At 70.4% G+C, this 16936-nt stretch carries 15 protein-coding genes; 8 read left to right on the top strand and 7 right to left on the bottom strand.

Going from position 1 to position 16936, the window contains the following annotated elements; genetic code table 11:
- The first annotated feature begins 1 nt into the window (after position 1).
- The gene (locus ACFZB3_RS08340) at positions 2 to 934 is read left to right on the top strand and encodes a M48 family metalloprotease (RefSeq protein ID WP_391371611.1); all 933 of its coding nucleotides are present in this window, start codon (positions 2 to 4) and stop codon (positions 932 to 934) included.
- Positions 935 to 1105: 171 nt separating this feature from the next.
- On the opposite strand, the gene ACFZB3_RS08335 is transcribed toward ACFZB3_RS08340, so the two are convergent.
- On the bottom strand, positions 1106 to 1789 hold the full coding sequence (locus tag ACFZB3_RS08335) for a hypothetical protein (RefSeq protein WP_391371608.1): 684 nt from the start codon (positions 1787 to 1789) through the stop codon (positions 1106 to 1108).
- A gap of 479 nt (positions 1790 to 2268) precedes the next feature.
- Here ACFZB3_RS08335 and ACFZB3_RS08330 point away from each other — a divergent pair, with 479 nt between their 5' ends.
- Positions 2269 to 2874: a DUF664 domain-containing protein gene (locus ACFZB3_RS08330; protein WP_391371606.1), complete on the top strand. Its 606-nt coding sequence runs from the start codon at positions 2269 to 2271 to the stop codon at positions 2872 to 2874.
- A gap of 172 nt (positions 2875 to 3046) precedes the next feature.
- On the opposite strand, the gene ACFZB3_RS08325 is transcribed toward ACFZB3_RS08330, so the two are convergent.
- On the bottom strand, positions 3047 to 3748 hold the full coding sequence (locus ACFZB3_RS08325; protein WP_391371603.1) for a hypothetical protein: 702 nt from the start codon (positions 3746 to 3748) through the stop codon (positions 3047 to 3049).
- A gap of 402 nt (positions 3749 to 4150) precedes the next feature.
- Between ACFZB3_RS08325 and ACFZB3_RS08320 the strand changes: the two genes are divergently transcribed.
- Entirely contained in the window at positions 4151 to 5578 is a 1428-nt protein-coding gene (locus tag ACFZB3_RS08320) for a ricin-type beta-trefoil lectin domain protein (protein ID WP_391371600.1), read from the top strand.
- A 147-nt stretch (positions 5579 to 5725) separates the two neighbouring features.
- On the opposite strand, the gene ACFZB3_RS08315 is transcribed toward ACFZB3_RS08320, so the two are convergent.
- Entirely contained in the window at positions 5726 to 7798 is a 2073-nt protein-coding gene (locus ACFZB3_RS08315; protein ID WP_391371597.1) for a glycosyl hydrolase family 28-related protein, read from the bottom strand.
- A 468-nt stretch (positions 7799 to 8266) separates the two neighbouring features.
- On the opposite strand from ACFZB3_RS08315, the gene ACFZB3_RS08310 reads away from it, so the two are divergent.
- The gene (locus ACFZB3_RS08310) at positions 8267 to 8572 is read left to right on the top strand and encodes a hypothetical protein (protein WP_391371594.1); all 306 of its coding nucleotides are present in this window, start codon (positions 8267 to 8269) and stop codon (positions 8570 to 8572) included.
- Between the two features lie 206 nt (positions 8573 to 8778).
- Positions 8779 to 9342: a hypothetical protein gene (locus ACFZB3_RS08305; RefSeq protein ID WP_391371592.1), complete on the top strand. Its 564-nt coding sequence runs from the start codon at positions 8779 to 8781 to the stop codon at positions 9340 to 9342.
- An 87-nt stretch (positions 9343 to 9429) separates the two neighbouring features.
- On the opposite strand, the gene ACFZB3_RS08300 is transcribed toward ACFZB3_RS08305, so the two are convergent.
- The 3 genes from ACFZB3_RS08300 to ACFZB3_RS08290 all read right to left on the bottom strand — a co-directional run bounded on the left by ACFZB3_RS08300 (position 9430) and on the right by ACFZB3_RS08290 (position 12237).
- On the bottom strand, positions 9430 to 9870 hold the full coding sequence (locus ACFZB3_RS08300; RefSeq protein WP_391371589.1) for a VOC family protein: 441 nt from the start codon (positions 9868 to 9870) through the stop codon (positions 9430 to 9432).
- A 130-nt stretch (positions 9871 to 10000) separates the two neighbouring features.
- The gene (locus ACFZB3_RS08295) at positions 10001 to 11107 is read right to left on the bottom strand and encodes a hypothetical protein (RefSeq protein WP_391371587.1); all 1107 of its coding nucleotides are present in this window, start codon (positions 11105 to 11107) and stop codon (positions 10001 to 10003) included.
- A 146-nt stretch (positions 11108 to 11253) separates the two neighbouring features.
- A complete protein-coding gene (locus ACFZB3_RS08290; protein ID WP_391371584.1) occupies positions 11254 to 12237 on the bottom strand; it encodes a zinc-binding dehydrogenase in 984 nt (327 codons plus the stop codon).
- A gap of 313 nt (positions 12238 to 12550) precedes the next feature.
- Here ACFZB3_RS08290 and ACFZB3_RS08285 point away from each other — a divergent pair, with 313 nt between their 5' ends.
- Together ACFZB3_RS08285 and ACFZB3_RS08280 are read left to right on the top strand one after the other, a co-directional pair.
- Entirely contained in the window at positions 12551 to 13450 is a 900-nt protein-coding gene (locus ACFZB3_RS08285) for an NAD-dependent protein deacetylase (RefSeq protein WP_391371581.1), read from the top strand.
- A 198-nt stretch (positions 13451 to 13648) separates the two neighbouring features.
- Entirely contained in the window at positions 13649 to 15004 is a 1356-nt protein-coding gene (locus ACFZB3_RS08280) for a mycothione reductase (RefSeq protein ID WP_391371579.1), read from the top strand.
- A gap of 41 nt (positions 15005 to 15045) precedes the next feature.
- Here ACFZB3_RS08280 and ACFZB3_RS08275 read toward each other — a convergent pair whose 3' ends face one another.
- Positions 15046 to 16065 carry an alcohol dehydrogenase catalytic domain-containing protein gene (locus ACFZB3_RS08275; RefSeq protein ID WP_391371576.1) on the bottom strand — a complete coding sequence of 340 codons (1020 nt, stop codon included), beginning with the start codon at positions 16063 to 16065 and terminating at the stop codon, positions 15046 to 15048.
- A gap of 179 nt (positions 16066 to 16244) precedes the next feature.
- Between ACFZB3_RS08275 and ACFZB3_RS08270 the strand changes: the two genes are divergently transcribed.
- The gene (locus ACFZB3_RS08270; protein WP_391371573.1) at positions 16245 to 16817 is read left to right on the top strand and encodes a TetR family transcriptional regulator C-terminal domain-containing protein; all 573 of its coding nucleotides are present in this window, start codon (positions 16245 to 16247) and stop codon (positions 16815 to 16817) included.
- Positions 16818 to 16936 lie beyond the last annotated feature (119 nt).

The following is a 16936-nucleotide window of genomic DNA, read 5'->3' as shown; positions in this document are numbered from 1 at the left end:
GATGGGGATCTTCGTCTTTCTCCCGATGGTGCTGCCGTTGACGGCCTGGCCGATCGCGCGCCTGGCCGAACAACGTCTCCACCCGCGCTCCGCCACGGCTCTGCTGACCGGAGTCTCCTGCGTGATGGCCCTCTGCAGCACGGTGTGCCTGGCGCTGCTCATGGTGGTCGGTACCGCCCAACTGCCCGGCAATCCGCTGCCGGACGGCTGGTCGGATCCCGAGGTGCGCGAGAGCGTGCCGCGCCACGAGATCACGGGAAAGGCCGCGATTCTCGCGCTGATCTCCGTCGTCGCGAGCTGGGGCCGGGCGTTGGCGCGTCACTACCGTGTCCGATGGCGTGCTCACCAGGCACTGGCCGGTCTGCCGCCCACCGAGGTCGCGGTACTGCCCGCCCCGCAGCCGTACGCCTATGCCCTCCCCGGTGGCCGACGCAACCGGATCGTGGTGTCCACGGCGATGCTCGCCGGTCTGGGCTCACAGGAGCGCCGCGCCCTGTTCGCCCACGAACGCGTACACCTCGCCGCCCGGCACCACCGCCATCTGCTGTTCGTCGAACTGGCGGCCTGCGCCAACCCGTTCCTGTGGCCGCTGCGCCAGGCGGTCGCCTATGCGGCGGAGCGCTGGGCCGACGAGGAAGCCGCCCAGGTCGTCGGCAGCCGCCGGGCGGTCGCCCGTGCGATCGGCAAGGCGGCCCTCGTCTCGCGCGACGCCCCCACTCGAACGTTCGCCGCCTTCGCCGCACCGGGGCCGCTCCCGCGCCGTATCGCTGCGCTGCTCGGCCCGCCGCCCGCCGTACGCGCCTGGCCGCCCGTCTTCACCGCCGTCGGTCTGGCCCTGTGGACGGCCACCGCCGGAGCCCTCATGTCGGCGATGCTCTCGGCCAACTCGGCCGTCACCCTGCTCCTGCTGCTGCACGCGGCGACACCGCTCTGAAACGCAGAGGTCCGCACGGCGTCCGGCTCGGAGAGCGAACTCGCGCGGCGGCAGCCGCAGCGTGACGCACGGATCCCGCACCACGGCCCGCTCAGCGGCGTCGAAGGGGTGTCCGCATCCGCATCTGCGCCGCCGAGTCCTTGCTGCGACCGCGCGAACCACCCGTAAAGACTAACGCGCGGCCCGATCACCCCGCTCCCCCAAACGGGCTTCCTCGATGCGGCCGAGCAGGAAGGGCACCACTCCCCTTTCAAGCAGGGCGAGTTCCCACTCGTGCCGGGCCCGCACCGCTTCGACCTCCGCCTCCGCCTCCGCCTCCGCCTCTGCCTCTGCCTCGAACCGACTGTCACCGCGCCCGGTGGGAGCGTTGTGCGCCGACGCGAGCAGCCAAAGCAGGTCGCCGATCACCGCGCCGGCCGCCACCGCACCGGCGATCAGCCCTGCCGTGATCAGGCCGTCGCCGACGTAGGGACGGTCGCCGAAGGCCCGCAGGCAGTACCCGATCAGCAGACAGACGACGGCGGTAGCCGCCGAAAGGCGAGGCCAGAGCCTGGCGAGCATCAGCAACAGTCCTCCGGCGCAGGCGGGGGCAGCTGCCGGGTCTCGGACGCCCTCTGTCTGCCCCGCCGACTCGTCACACCCGCGTGTGAGCGCGAGGTACGCCCGGTACTCGACGGCCACCGTGGCAAGGATGACGGTACGTTCACGGACCGCTCTGCTGCGCAGCCGCTCGCGGTCGAAACCACCGATGCCACTGCCGAGCACCTCGTCGACCTGCCGGGAGGCCAGGGCCTGGTCGAGCACGCGCTCGAACACGGCACCGATCTCGGCCTCGGACAGCCCGGAAAGCTTCATGAGTAACCCCGATGATCGAACGCGTCCTGGCGCCCACGGTCTACGGAGGCGGCCGGGCAGTGAGGAGTGGCGATTCTATAGTTACCAAATTGCGCAACCAATGAAGACTTGCTCGGGTAACGGCCATCTGACGCTTCAGCGCATTTCAGCGCGACGGCGTCGCCTCCGGTTTCACTCGACGCGCCCCGACCGCGCTCGGCATGGTCGCCACGAAACCGCGCACGTGGTTGCCTTCGTCAAGGCGAAGGACGGCGTGGAGCGGCCGGGCGAGCCCGCTGGATCACGGGCCGTCTCAGCCCGCCGCTGCGGCGTCGGTCGTGTCACAACAGGGGCCGTTCGAGGAGGACGTACGAGGCGAGGGCCGCGACGAGTGTTGCAGGTCAGGGCTGTGGCCAGGGCCAGTTTTCGGCTCTGCCAGTCGGTGCGGACCTCGTACGGGATCTTGAGACCGTGAGCAGCTCGTGGCAGGGTCATGCCGCATGATCGATGAATTCGCGAAGGACAACCTGCACGGGAGACTGCGGCGGGACCGCGAGGCGTTGCTCTGGAAACTCGACGGCTTGTCCGAATACGACGCCCGCCGGCCTTTGACAGCGACCGGGACCAACCTCCTCGGCCTGGTCAAACACGTGGCCACCGTCGAGGCCAGGTACTTCGGCGAGGTCTTCGACCGCCCTTCCCCGGAACCGCTGCCCCGGTGGCAGGACTACGACGGCACCGATCTGTGGGTGACCGAGGACGAGACCCGCGATCAGATCATCGGGTTCTACCGGCGCACGTGGGAGCACTCGGACGCGACGATCAACGAGCTTCCCCTCGACGCCCCCGGCCACGTGCCGTGGTGGCGGGAGCCTCATCCCAACACGAACCTGTTCGCCGTCATGGTCCATGTCCTCGGCGAGTCCATCCGGCATGCCGGCCACGCCGACATCCTGCGCGAGGGCCTCGACGGCCGGACCGGGGTGCGCGCCGAATACGAGCAGCAGATCGACGAGGAAGCCCGTGCGGCCTACTGCGCGAAGATTGAGCAGGCCGCCAGATCGGCCGCACCGATCAAGGCCAAGAGGCTGTCTGACGTGACGTGATGTCCGTGCGGGCATGATGCTGCGCCTGACGGCATCTGCCGGCGACGGCCGGCCTGTGGACCCGCGGGTGGTCGGGACGATCGCTCATCACACCGGGCACGCTGACGGGCTCCAGGATCAGGCGTCGCCGCGGTGTCTGCCGGGTCGGCGGTTCGCGCGTCCGGACTGTGCTCTACTGCGGGACAAGGACGGTGAGCCACTCCGCTTCGCGTGGCCGGTACCCGTAGCGGTCCCAGAGCCCCGACACGATCGCCGGGACGTGGCCGGCTCCGTAGACGATGGCCACCCGGATCGGCTCGGCGCAGCGTTCCGAGTGGATCTCGCCGAGGGCGTCGAGCAACCGCTGGTCGCGCCGGTCGGTCATCGCGTGCTCGACGGGGTTGTCGGCCATCATCTCCGCCCGCAGTGTCGACGGCAGGTCCTCGACCTCCTGGTCCTCGTCGAGGAAGGCACGCGGACCGCGCAGCGCGAACACCAGGCCCATCACCGGGGCCATGAGCATCAGCAGTACGTACATCCACCGCGGCAGTGTCTTCAGGTCCTCGGCCGCCTCGGCCGCGGTCACGTCCGGGTTGACCACCGGCACGCCTTCGGGAAGCACCAGTTCATCGCGCTGCTCCTGCAGGCCGTTGCGCCGCCGGCGCGGGGCGAACCGGTAGGCGAGCGTGAGGGCGCTCACTCCGACCGATCTCCCCCGGATTCCTTCGACGACTATGAGATCGCATTCCCTGAGCCTGAGGCGGACCTGGGAGTAGAACGTCGGCGATGCCACATGCAGCATCGGGAAGATCACGAATTCAAGCGGTGTCTGCGTCCGTCTCATGGTGATCACAGCAGACCGGACGGCGTACCCGGTCACCTCGATGATCTGCATGATGCCCTCCTTCGTGCGCCGCCGGGTTCGACTCACGCCCGCAGCAGGACACGAACCCGCCCCGGTCCGCGGTTCCCTGGCGGCGGCGATGCGTCGTTCGCCTGCGGCGAGCGGGCGCCCAGCGGGGGTTGCGTCGGGGACGCGGCCGGGGTCACGTGGGCGGGTCGGGTGCGGCGCCTCCGCCGCTTCGGCTGTCGGCGCGCGTCTCGGAGACGGCTGCCTGAACTGCCGTCGACGTACGGGGTATTGACGCACAGCTGGTCTAGTCCATACCGTCTCCAACCATCGCCGGTTCAGCACTGGAACCATCGTTCAACTACGTGAACTCCAGCTTCAGCTCCCGAATGCTCCGCCTCGGCACCCCCACCTCGCGCTTCCCGCGTTCATGACAGGAGCCGCCCCGTGTTCAGATCCGCTGCCAGAGCCCTCACCGCCGTTCCCGCTCTCCTCGCGACGGCGGCCACCGTCCTCGTCGCCGCCGGCGGCTCCGCGAGCGCCGCGACCAACCCCGGCCCCGGCTTCCCCGCCCGCTACGCCGCGCCGTACGTCGAGACGTGGAACTCGCCCTCGGCCATGGCCAACGCCCGCAACGCCACGGGCCTCAAGTACTTCACCCTCGCCTTCGTCATCGACGGCGGCGGCTGCAACGCCATGTTCAACGGCGACACTCCGGTCACCGACGCCGGCTGGACCTCAGCGATCAACTCCCTGCGTGCGGCGGGCGGCGACGTCATCGCCTCCTTCGGCGGCGCGTCCGGCACCGAGGAGGCCCAGGCCTGTACCACCGTGGCCTCGCTGAAGGCCCAGTACAAGAAGGTCGTCGACACCCTCAACCTCACCCGGGTCGACTTCGACATCGAGGGCAGCGCGATCGCCGACACCGCAGCCAACGACCGCCGGAACAAGGCACTCGCCCAGCTCCAGCAGGAGTACGCCGCCGCCGGGCGCAAGCTGGACGTCCAGTACACCCTGCCTGCCATGCCCAACGGCCTGGACGGCAACGGCACGAAGCTGCTGTCCAACGCCAAGAGCAACGGGCTCAACGTCAATCTCGTCAACATCATGACGATGGACTACTACGACGGAACCCGGGACATGGGCAAGGCGGCCACCGACGCCGCCACCGCCCTGCGCACCCAGCTCGGCGCCATCTGGCCGGAGAAGTCCGACGCCCAGCTGTGGGCGATGGAAGGCAACACCCCGATGATCGGCGTCAACGACGACACCACCGAGATCTTCACCACCGGCAACGCCACCACCCTCGCCAACTTCGCCAAGTCCAAGGGCATCCAGGAACTCGCCTTCTGGGCACTCGGCCGCGACAAGGCGTGTGCCACCAACGGCCAGCTCTCCGACACCTGCAGCGGGACGCCGCAGAGCGCCTGGCAGTTCGCCGGCACCTTCAACACCGTGACCGGTGGTACGACTCCCCCGCCGCCCACCGGGTCCACGGGCCAGATCACCGGCCTCGGCGGCAAGTGCGTGGACGTCGCGGCGGCAAGCAGCGCCAACGGCACCGCCGTTCAGATGTATGACTGCAACGGGACCACGGCCCAGCAGTGGACCGTGGGTTCCGACAACACCATCCGCAGTCTCGGCAAGTGCATGGATCTCACCTCCGCCGGCACCGCCAACGGCACGAAGGTCCAGTTGTACGACTGCAACGGCACCGCGGCGCAGGTCTGGCAGCGGAGCAGCGGCGACACCCTGGTGAACCCCGCGTCCGGCAAGTGCCTCGATGTCACGGACAAGTCGACGGCCAACGGAGCCCGGCTGCAGATCTGGACCTGCGCCGGCGGCACCAACCAGCAGTTCCACCTGCCGGCCTGACAGGAACGTACGTCCGCCGGATCGCACGCGGCGTGCGGGAGACCCGACACCCCGGCGCGTTCGTAGTGCAGTGCGCGGGCCGCCTCCCACCAGTGGAGGCGGCCCGCCCGTTCCCTGTGGTGGCGTGGCTGGTTCGTCCGGCCTGTCTCACCAGGGCGCCGGGGCCGGTGGCGGAGCCACCGGGGGCCGGTCGTCGCAGGTGATGGTGTTCGGCAGTTCCCAGGACGCCAGCCAGGGGCCGGTGGTGCCGCCGCCGTCGTTGCCGCCGAGGTCGTTCACCGTGAACTCGGATCCGGATGCGGGGAAGTTGAAGGATCCGCAGTTGTTGATGCCGACCGCGCCGACGTTGCGGGCGTCCACGTTCTCGAAGGACGCCGATCCGGCGGAGCGGGCGCTGAGCACGGAGGTGCCGGTGCCGTCCACGCGGATGTCCTTGAAACGGACGCCTCGGATCGCGTACTTGTCCTTCACCGGGAAGTCGGAGACCAGCATGATCGCGTTGTAGGTGTTGTCGAGGAAGTGGTCGCCGGTGACCTGGATGTCGGCGTCGATGTCCCGCTCCAGGGCGTAGAACCAGATCGCGCCCAGGCCGATCTTCCAGTTGAGCTCGAACGGCCCCGAGCGGACGGTGGTGTTGTCCGAGATCTTCAGATAGCCGGTGAACGGCTGCGCACCGAACCGGGAGCCGACCTGGATGGCGCTGCCCTCTCTGATCGGGTCGGCTATCAGGTTGCCGGTGACCGTGTTGTCGGTGCCGCCGTACAGGGCGATGCCGTTGGCGAGGACCGGGGTCTGCACGGTGTTGTGGTCGAAGACGTTGCGCGCGTCGCCGGTCTTCTCCGACCACATGGCCAGACCGTCGTCGCCGGTGTTGCGGACGAAGGTGTCCGAGACGCTCGAATCAGTGACGCCGGTGTGGAAGTTGAGACCGTCGGCGATCTGGTCGGCGATCTGGGTGCGGGTGACGCGCAGACCGGTCATCGGGCCGTCGAACCACATGCCGACCTTGGTGTGGTGGAGGTAGAGCCCGTCGATCGTGGAGTCGCTGAGCGCCCCGCCGATGGCGTTGACCTGGTCGGTGTCGATGCGTTCGCGTACGTCGCCCTCGACGGCGAAGCCCGACAGGTGGACGTCGTGGCTGCCGCCGTCCGCGGCGTCCTTGCCGTAGAAGCCCACCCCGGTGTGGACCGAGCCGTCGGGGGCGGGGGTGTCGAGGGTGACCTGGTGGCCCTTGACGATCGTGTACCAGCTGCCGGCGCCGACGATCGTCACGTCGTCCACGATGAGGTGGCGGTTCACCTGGTACGTGCCCGGCGGCAGGTACACCTTGAGGTGCCGCTTCTTGGCGTAGGCGATGGCCCGGTCGAAGGCGTCGCCCGCGTCACGCCGGCCGGTGGGGTCGGCCCCGAAGGCGATGACGTTCGCGGCACGCGTCTCGACGTGGGGCGCGCCGACGAGCTGGGTGTCGAGCAGGTCGATGACGGTCCAGGCGGCCGTGCTGTTCCTGGGCGCGGTGAGGCGGACGGTGTCGCCGGCCGAGTACCGCTTGCCGAGCAGCAGTCGCTGCTCGTCGTAGAAGTGGCTCGGCCTGAACGGCTTGTCGATGGTGGGCGCCGGGGTGGTGGCGGCGGGAACGCAACCGCATTCGGTGATCCACCAGTCGGGGTGCAGCAGGTCGCCCTGGGGGTCGTTGCTGAACGGGTACTGGTTGTAGAGCCAGGAGTACTGCGAGGTGAGGCTCATCGTGGCGCGGTGACGGCCGCCCACGGAGACGTCGAGGGGGGCGGTGATGCCGCCGCCGCCCGGGGCGTCGGGGATGCTGTACCGCACGGTGAGGGCGTTGGCCGCGCGCGGCAGGGTGAACTCGACGTACTGGCCCGGCTGCAACCGTACCGCCGTGCGGCCGGATGCCTCCGAGGGGAGCGTGTAGGCGGTGCGGTCGGGGCCGATGACGGTGCCGTCCGTCGCCGCGTTCTCCGCCTCCTGTTCGTCGAAGTCCACCGCGGCGCCCCGCCCCGCGACAAGGGCGGGGTCGAGTCCGGCCCGGGTCACCGCCGGGGAGCCCGTACCGTCACCGTGCCACGACGACGCCGGGGCCGGTGCGCCGAGGCCGAGCACGAGTCCCGCGGTGACCGCGGTCAGTGCCACCAGGGTCCGAGCCGGTCTTCGCGCACGGCCTCTCAGCCGTTCCGCAGCCACGTGGTTGGTGTACCGCGCCATCGGATTCTCGTTTCTCTGGGAGCGGAGGCCACCGAGGGCAGCTCGGTGCGCGGCGGCACGACGGGAACGGGCCGTGCCGCTGCGTACCGGGACATTAGGACGCGACGCGACAGCCGGACAAGACAGTGGACGCTTCTTTCCATCATCCAGTACGGATCCTGCATGAGTTTGTCGATTACTTGCGATCCGGCAGGAGTGGCCGGTCAGTGTTCCTCGGCCCGCCGGCAACAGAGGCAGCAGGCCGCCTCGAACCGTTGCCCGGACGTCCGTGACCTGCGATGATCCAGTCCCGATTCGTGATCGCGGGGGAGTCCGAGCATGGGATTTTTGAGACCGGGCAGTCACAGCACCCTGTCCTGCCGGAGCGTGAAACGGCCGCGTACCACGCTGCTGGCGGCCCTGGGACTCACCGCCGTCTTCGTTACGGGGTGCGGCAGTTCCGCCGACGAAGGACTGCCGGTGCGGTTGGTGAACGAGTCGGCCTGGAATGCTCACGTGCTCGGCTGCCCGTCATGCGGAGAGCGCGGCCTCATAGTCGAGGGCGACCCCGACCCAACGACGGGCGGGAGCGGCGGCACCTACTTCGGGTGGAACGAAAAGCGCGCATGGCCTGTGACGTACAAGGTGGTCGTCCGGGGAGTGGAGTCGGTCTGCCCCGTCATCGACCCCGAGCCCGGCAAAGCGGACGGCGCGGTCGGCACCCGAGACATCATCTACGTAGTGGACAAGACCGGGACCTGTGTCGCGGGCCCGCCGAGCATGGACGACATCTGACGTCGGGACAAACCCCACGGTGACCGCTTCGGGTCGGTCATGTGTTCCCGGCTGGAAGCCGCTCCTCTCAAGTCAGGGGGTGCCTCGCCACCGGTGGCCCGGGCGCCACGGCGGTGCGTTCCCGGTGTGCGGGCGAAGGTGACCAGTGGGATTCTGTACTTCCTGGAAGCCGAGGGGGGAAACGGCACGACCCAAGGCACCGGCAGTTGCCCGAGGTGGTTGAAGTGATGGGCATCATGGGAACAGGACGTCCGCGACGACGGCCCCTCACGCCGCTGGCCGCCGTCGTCAACGGCGTCGTCGCAGGCGTCGCGGGGACGGTGTGCATGGATGCCACGCGCTATCTGCGATACCGCCGCACGGGAGGGACCGAAAGTCCCAAGGACTGGGAGTTCGCGCCGGTCGAAGGCTGGGAAGACGCCCCGGATCCGGGCAAGGTCGCGAAGCGGCTGCTGGAGGGGTTCACCCAGCGCGAGGTCCCTGACCGGTGGGCATGGCTCATGAGTACCGCGATGCACTGGTCCTACGGCTCCGTCTGGGGTGCGCTGTACGGGATCGCCGCCGGGTCGGTCCGGAGCCCGAACCCGTTGCTCGGCATCCCCCTCGGCGCGACCGTGTGGGCCAGTGCGTATCTGGTCCTCCCGGAGGCCGGGCTCTACCAGCCGATCTGGAAATACAGCCCGAAGACATTGGCCGACGACCTGAGCGCACACCTCGTGTTCGGTCTGGGAGCCGGCACCTGCTTCTGGCTCACCAGCAGACTTCGCTGACCTCGCGCTCGGCGAGAGTCTCGGCGCACCGCGCCGACCCCGCTACGGGTCTCGCGCGGCCGAGCGGCAAGGCGATGCCCAACCACCTCAGTGCAGTTGCTCGGCCAGGCCGACGATGATGCCCTCCGGGCCGCGGAGATAGCAGAGCAGGTAGCTGTCCTCGAACCGGGCGATCTCGCCGACCAGTTCGGCGCCGTGCGGGCGCAGGCGGGCAACGGTGTCCTCGATGTCGTCGACGGCGAACATGACGCGGTGCGTGCCCAGAATGTTGTGCGGCCGGTTGCGCGCCCCGGCGCTGATCGCCACGGGGCTGCGGTACTTCGCCAGTTCGAGCCGGCCGTGTCCGTCCGGGGTCCGGACCATCGCGATGTCGCAGCGGACGCCGTCGAGTCCGGTGCACTGGTCGGCGAAGACGCCCTCGACCTCCGCCCTGCCCTCCAGCTCCATGCCGAGTTCCACGAAGAACGCGATGGCGGCATCCATGTCCTCGACGACGATGCCCACGTTGTCCATCCGCTGAATCGCCATGCTGGTCTCTCCTTCTTCGCAGCGCGGCCGGTGGCAGCCGCTGTCGTCCCTGGGACGGAGCCGGCAGCACGTTCTCGACATCCGCAGACCGCCGGGCTCCGAAAGAGCTGGATCGTGCCGCACCGGACGGCTAGGGGAAATCGGCCCGGTTGCCCTGCGTGAGGTTGTCGAGGATCGTGCGGAGCCACGGGCGGCGAACGGCCGGCAGGCGGGCCAAGGTGTGCTGGAACGTCTCCCGGTCGGCGCGGAACCGGTAGGCGGGCAGGAGCGGCGGCGGGTCGTCGCGGAGGACGTCCTGGGGTATGCGGCCCGACGCGGGAACCGGCGGATACGGCTGGGGAGACACCAGCCACAGCCACACCCCCAGCGGCAACGGCACCGGGTGTGCCGACGCGGCCGGGCCCGCGGGGGTCCAGGCCCGGCCCGTCCGGGGATGGACCGGTACGAGGAGGATGTCGACGCCCGCGTCCGGGGAGGGCCGTCCTGGTCCGGCCAGGGCGGCGTGCCGCTTCGGGTTGCCCGGGGGCAGCAGGGCGTCGAGCGCGTGTTGGAACACGTCCGCGGTCAGACCGGCCGGGACCTGCACCGGCTGCCCTCGGGAGGCGACCAGCAGGTGGGCGAGCGCATGGCCGACTGCCGCCTCCCACTGCGGGCTCCACGACCAGTAGTGACTCGACCCCGACCGTCCTCCCCACGTGGCGATCGGCTCGAACGGGGGCGTCCTCTCCCCCTTCTCCACCAGCTCCGGCCAGGAGAGGGGCGGTGCGTGGACACCGCCGACGGGAACGCGGTGCGCGGTGTCCGGGCTGAGCCGTACCACCTGCCAGAGCGAGCAGTCGTCGACCCTGGTCGCCACGGGGAGGTCGCAGGCCTCGCAGGCCGTGTTGGGCCCGTCGGCTCCGTCGAGGCCGCAGCAGGCACCGCCGCGCTTCCCCGGAATCAGCCGGGTTCCACGGATGTCACCGGGTGCGATGAGACTCGCTCCGGGAGTGCCGTCGGACAGGGCGTAGACCGGCGCGTAGATGCCACGCGCCTCCGCCTCGCCCGGATCGATCTCGTCCCACCTCCGCCACGGCCCGCCCCAGGGCTCCGGGTCCACGGCAAACGTCCCTGACTCCATGAGCACCGGGAGCTGGGTGCCGTTCCCGTATTTCTGACGGGCGTGAACCGGCAGTGCGACCTGGGACAGCGGGGTGGTCAACTCGGCACCGCATCCCGCACACACGAAAACGAACAAATGTCCTCCGTCTGGGAAAGCAGGCGCATCCTCGCAGCTCGCTGCCGGCCCGCCAACAGGTTTTCTCATCGGTGCGGGAGCGGCACCTGCCGGCGTCGGCAGGCCCACCGGGGTCCACATCCCCGAGGGGCGGGCCGAGTGTGCGGTCACGGACTCAGGAGCACACGGCCGAAAGGGCCGCCTTCGATGAGATGGCGCTGGGCCTCGGCGGCCTGCTCCAGCGGGAAGACGCGGTCGACGAGCGGAGTGATCTCCTTGCCGGCCACCAGATCCAGGAGTGTGGCATTGGCCGCGTTGACCTGCTCCTGCGTGAACAGGGCGAACAGGAAGCCGTGCACGTGGGCCGCCTTCCAGATCAGGTCGGTGACGTCGATGCCGGCCTGCGTGCCGGCGGAGTAGCCGATGCTGATCAGGGTGCCGCCCCACGCGAGCGCGCCGAGGGCCGGCCCGGTGATCGGCCCGGCGACCCCGTCGAGGACGACGTCGACGCCCTTGCCGTCGGTGAGCCGGGCGACCCCGTCGCCCAGCGACTCCCGGCTGAGGTCGATGACCTCGTATCCGGCAGCCCGGCTCCGCTCGGCCCTGACCGTGGAGGTGGCGGTGGTGAGCGCGAGCGACGCGCCCAGGTGCCGGGCGATCTCGACGCCGCCCTGGCCCACCGCGCCACCGCTTCCCGGGGCGAGCACGGTGCCGCCCGGCTGGAATCCGGCGAGCTCGGTGAGCGCCAGGTACCCGGTCAGGTAACCGGCGCCCGTGGACAGCGCCGCGGCGGCGGTGTCGTCGACCCCGTCCGGGACGGCCAGCAGGTGCGCCGGATCGACGGTGACGTACTCGGCCCAGGTGCCGTCGGTGGCGACGCCGTACCGGCCGCCGCTGACCATGACCCGGGTGCCCGCAGCCGGACCGCTCCCACCGGGCTCTTCGACCGTGCCCACGCCGGCGCCTCCCGGAGTGATCGGGAACGGCTTGACCGGGCCCCGCTTGCCGCTGCGCACGGTGTCGTCCAACGGCTGGATGCCCGCCAGGGTCAGCCGGACCAGGGCCTGCCCGCTCCGGGGCTCGGGCCTGGGCACGTCCACCGGGCGCAGGACGTCGTAGTCGCCGAACTGGTCGTACTGGATCGCTCGCATCGTCTTGGCCCTTCCGCTGTGCCGATGCGCGAGGCTCGATGCGTATGTGTGCGGCGCGCTCAATGCGTTTGTGTGCGGCGCGCTCCGTCATGGTGCGGCGCGTTGGGGCAAGGCCCCCAGCAGCAGGAGCGCAATCCACCTTCCAACCCTAAGACTCCGCTAGATATCGGGACAAACCGACATCGCAACTCGACCAGAAGGTGATCCAGACGCGCGCTCTGCCGCGCCCGGACGTTCCCGGCCGACCGCTCACGGGGGGGGCGAAGGACGAGGAAGCCCCGGATGCCGACGGCCGACTCCGTACCCTGGCGGCATGCGCATGCGCCCCACCCTGAGCTGGACCCCCGCCGCGGATCTGCCGCCGGGCACCACCGACCTGGAACCGGTCGTCCACGCGCTGAGCACCGGCGGTGTGCTGGTGCTCAGCGGCGCGGGAATCTCCACGGAGTCAGGCATCCCGGACTACCGGGGCAAGGGCGGGAGCCTGAGCCGGCACACCCCGATGACCTACCAGGACTTCACCGGCAGCGCCCACGCCCGGCGCCGCTACTGGGCGCGCAGCCACCTCGGCTGGCGCACCTTCGGCCGCGCCCTCCCCAACGCCGGGCACCGGGCCGTGGCCGCCTACGCGCGGCACGCCCATGTCTCGGGTGTGATCACCCAGAACGTCGACGGCCTGCACCAGGCCGCCGGCAGCGCGGGCGTCGTGGAACTCCACGGCAGTCTCGACCGGGTCGTCTGCCTCTCCTGCGGCGACTTCAGCCCCCGCCGCGAACTCGCCCGGCGGCTGGAGGACGAGAACCCGGGCTTCGACCCGGTGGCCGCAGGGATCAACCCGGACGGTGACGCCGACCTCACCGACGCGCAGGTCGGGGACTTCCGCATCGTGCCCTGCGCCCACTGCGGCGGTGTCCTCAAACCGGACGTGGTGTTCTTCGGCGAGGCGGTTCCGCCGGAGCGCGTCGAGCACTGCCGGCGGCTGGTCCGTGAAGCGTCCTCGCTGCTGGTCCTGGGCTCCTCGCTGACGGTGATGTCCGGGCTCCGGTTCGTCCGGCAGGCGCACCAGGAGGGAAAGCCGGTGTTGATCGTCAACCAGGACCCGACCCGGGGCGACCCGCTCGCCGTCACCCGGGTCGCGCTCCCCCTCGGGCCTGCCCTGACCACCGTGGCCAACCGGTTGGGCGTCCCGGTCGACGGCGGGTCCGCGAACTGAGGCGGCGTCCACCCGGTGAGCGGGCCCAGCCGTTTCACCTGGCGGCCGCGGGCCCGGGTCGTCCTCGTGCCCGGCAGCGCCGAAGATGTCCGGCAGTGGTGGCAGGCGGCGTATGCGAACAGAATGGTGATCCGTGCGACCGCCTGCTCACAGCCACGTGCCGCACGGCCGGTGTCCCGCCGACGGAGGGTGGAAGACATGCGGCACTACGATCTCGTCGTCCTGGGGGCGGGCAGCGGCAACATGCTGCTGTCCGAGGAGTTCGACCGGCTGCGGGTCGCCATCGTCGAACCGGACCGGTTCGGCGGCACCTGTCTGAACCGGGGGTGCATCCCGAGCAAGATGTTCGTGGTCGCCGCGGACGCCGCCGAGGGGGCGCGGGAGGCACGGCGTCTCGGTGTCCACGCGAGCGTCTCGCACGTCGACTGGAAGTCCGTCCGGGACCGCGTGTTCCACCGCATCGATCCGCTGCACGCGAGTGCGGTGGAATTCCGCAGAAGCCAGGGCGTCGACGTGCTCACCGAGGCGGCCCGCTTCGTGGCCCCGAAGGTGCTGGAGGTCGGGGCGGAGCGGATCACCGCCGAGACGTTCGTCGTCGCAATCGGGTCGCGGCCGGTGGTGCCGGACATCCCGGGGCTCGACACCGTGCCCTTCCACACCTCGGACACGATCATGCGGATCGACGACCTGCCCGCCTCGCTGCTGGTGCTCGGCGGTGGTTTCATCGCGGCCGAGTTCGGCCACGTGTTCGCCTCGTTCGGTGTGGACGTCACGATCGTGCAGCGCGGGCCCCGCCTGCTCATGGCGGAGGACGAACAGGTGTCGCAGCGCTTCACCGAACTCGCCGCACAGCGGCACCGTGTGCTGCTCGGTGCCGAGGTCGTCTCCGTCGGACCGAAGGGGGACGGTGTGGCGGCCCGGGTGGCGGGTCCGGACGGTGAGCACGCCGTCGAGGCCGACATGCTGCTGGTGGCCGTCGGCCGCAGGCCCAACACCGACCGGCTGCGGGCCGTCGACGGCGGGCTGGAGCTGGACGAGCACGGCCACATCGTCACCGACGCCGCCTACCGCACGTCGGTGCCGGGGGTGTGGGCACTCGGCGACGCGGTGAACCACTTCCAGCTCAAGCACGTGGCGAACGCCGAGTCGCGGGTGGTGCGGCACAACATCCTCCATCCGCAGGACGTGCGGACGCTGCCGAACACGGTGGCACCGCACGCGGTGTTCACCCACCCGCAGATCGCCGGTGTCGGCCTCACGGAACAGGAGGCGCGGCGGCGCGGCACCGACTTCCTGGTGAGCGTCCGCGACTACGCCCAGACCGCCTACGGGTGGGCCCTGGAGGACACCACCAGTTTCGTCAAACTCCTCGCGAGCCCCGCCGATCGCCTGCTCCTGGGCGCGCACATCATCGGGCCCCAGGCCGCCACGCTCATCCAGCCCCTGATCCAGGCCATGTCCCTGGGACTGACGGTGGACCGGATCGGGCACGACGTCATGTACATCCACCCGGCTCTGACGGAGGCCGTCGAGCAGGCGCTGCTGGAGCTGTAGTCCGGCGGCACGAGGGAGTGCGCCTCCTGGGGCGGCGACGATCAGGCCGTGACGTCGAGGACGACGCGGAACCGCGCCTTGCCGGAGAGCATCCGCTCGTACGCGTCCATGGCCCGCTCGAAGGGCATCGTCTCGATCGAGGGGCGGATGCCGTGCGCCAGGGTGAAGGCGAGGTTGTCCTCGTTCTCGATGGACGAGCCGGTCAGGCTGCCGACGATGCTCCGGGTGCCGAAGATCAGGTCGGCGGTGGCCACCGACAGCGGGTCGGGCGCCGCACCCACGACGACGAGCTTCCCACCGGGCGCCAGGCCGCGCACCAGCGGACTCATGGACGCGCCGCTCGACGCCGTGGCGACGACGAGCGAGGCGCCGCCCAGGGCTGCCAGCGCCGCGCCGGGGTCCGTCTCCGAGCTGTCGATGTACTCGTGAGCGCCCAGCTCACGGGCGAGCGGCTCCTTGTCCTTGCCGCGGGCGACGGCGGCGACCCGGTGACCGAGGCTGCGCGCGTACTGGAGGGCGAGGTGGCCCAGCCCGCCGATGCCCTGCACGGCCACCAGGCTGCCCGCCCTGACGGAGTCCTGCTGAAGCGCGGAGAAGGTGGTCAGTCCGGCACACAGCAGCGGGGCGGCCTCGGCCGCGGACATGCCCTCGGGGATGCGGACCAGTCCGCTGGCCCGCGCGTAGGTCACCTCGGCGTAGCCGCCGTCGACGTCCGTGCCGGTCTGCCCCTGGTCGAGGCAGTTGACGAAGTCGCCCCGGCGGCACGGCTCGCACTCCCCGCAGTGCCCGTTCAGGAAGCCGACGCCGACGCGGTCGCCGGGGTGCCAGGCCGTGACGCCCGGCCCGACGGCGTCGATGACGCCGACGATCTCGTGGCCGGGCACGATCGGACTCGACGGGTCGGCGCGAAGGCCCTCCACGGCGAGGACGTCGGAGTGGCAGACGCCGCAGGTCTCCACCCGGAGGCGGACGTGTCCGGGCGCCGGGTCGGCCAGCTCGCGCTCGACCAGCCGCAGGTTGTGGACTCCGGTGGCCTCGAAGGCTCGGTAGGTGGTGGACATGGAGGCTCCTTGGTAGCGCCCGCCGGACGTGGGCCGACGGGGCTCGGTGTGATGATGCTTTTCAATATGACCGGTCGTCTTAGATGACGTCAAGCCTGGCCACCCAGGGTGCGAGGGTCCGCCTTCCAGGGTTGACAGCGGCCAAGACGACCGGACATATTGAGGGTGAGGTGATCCGAATGGCACGTGCATCGAAGCGCGAGGACATCGCGCAGGCGGCACTGGAGCAGTTCCGCACCCGGGGCTTCAACGCCACCGGCATAAGCGACATCACCTCGGCAGCCGGCGCCCCGAAGGGTTCGTTCTACAACCACTTCGCCAGCAAGGAGGACAGCGCCCTGGAGGCGCTCGACCGCTATGCCGCCGGTCTGCGCTTCGACATGCTCGACGCCGCCGGGCGCCCCCCGCTGGAACGCCTCCGGGCGCACTTCGAGTTCATGGGCTCGGACACGGTGGACAGCGGCTTCGCCCGCGGCTGCCTGGTCGGCAATCTCGGCGCCGAGGTGGCCGACCACTCCGAGGAGATCCGCTCGGCCGTCCGGCGCGGCTTCCAGCAGTGGGCCTCGCACATCGAGCGCGTACTCGCCGAGGCCAAGGAATCGGGCGAGGTCAGCGCCTCGCTCGACGTGCCGGCGACCGCGCTCTTCGTCCTCAGCGCCTGGGAAGGCGCCCTGATCGCGGCCCGCGCGGACAAGTCCTCCGCCCCCATCGACGCGTTCTTCCACCTGGTGTTCGACGTCGTGCTGCGCTGAGTCTGCCTGCCACCGTCACAGCCACTCCGGGTTGCACAGTCACGTACAGCTAGATAGCGTAACTGGCAGTGAAATGCCGTCGGCGCCTCACGACCCGGGCGGCGAACGATTTCAGTCCT

The sequence above is a fragment of the Streptomyces sp. NPDC008092 genome (assembly GCF_042957285.1).
Classification (GTDB): Bacteria; Actinomycetota; Actinomycetes; order Streptomycetales; family Streptomycetaceae; genus Streptomyces.
The sequence above is the reverse complement of the archived record's forward strand: the minus strand, read 5'-3'. Positions and strand labels throughout refer to the sequence as shown.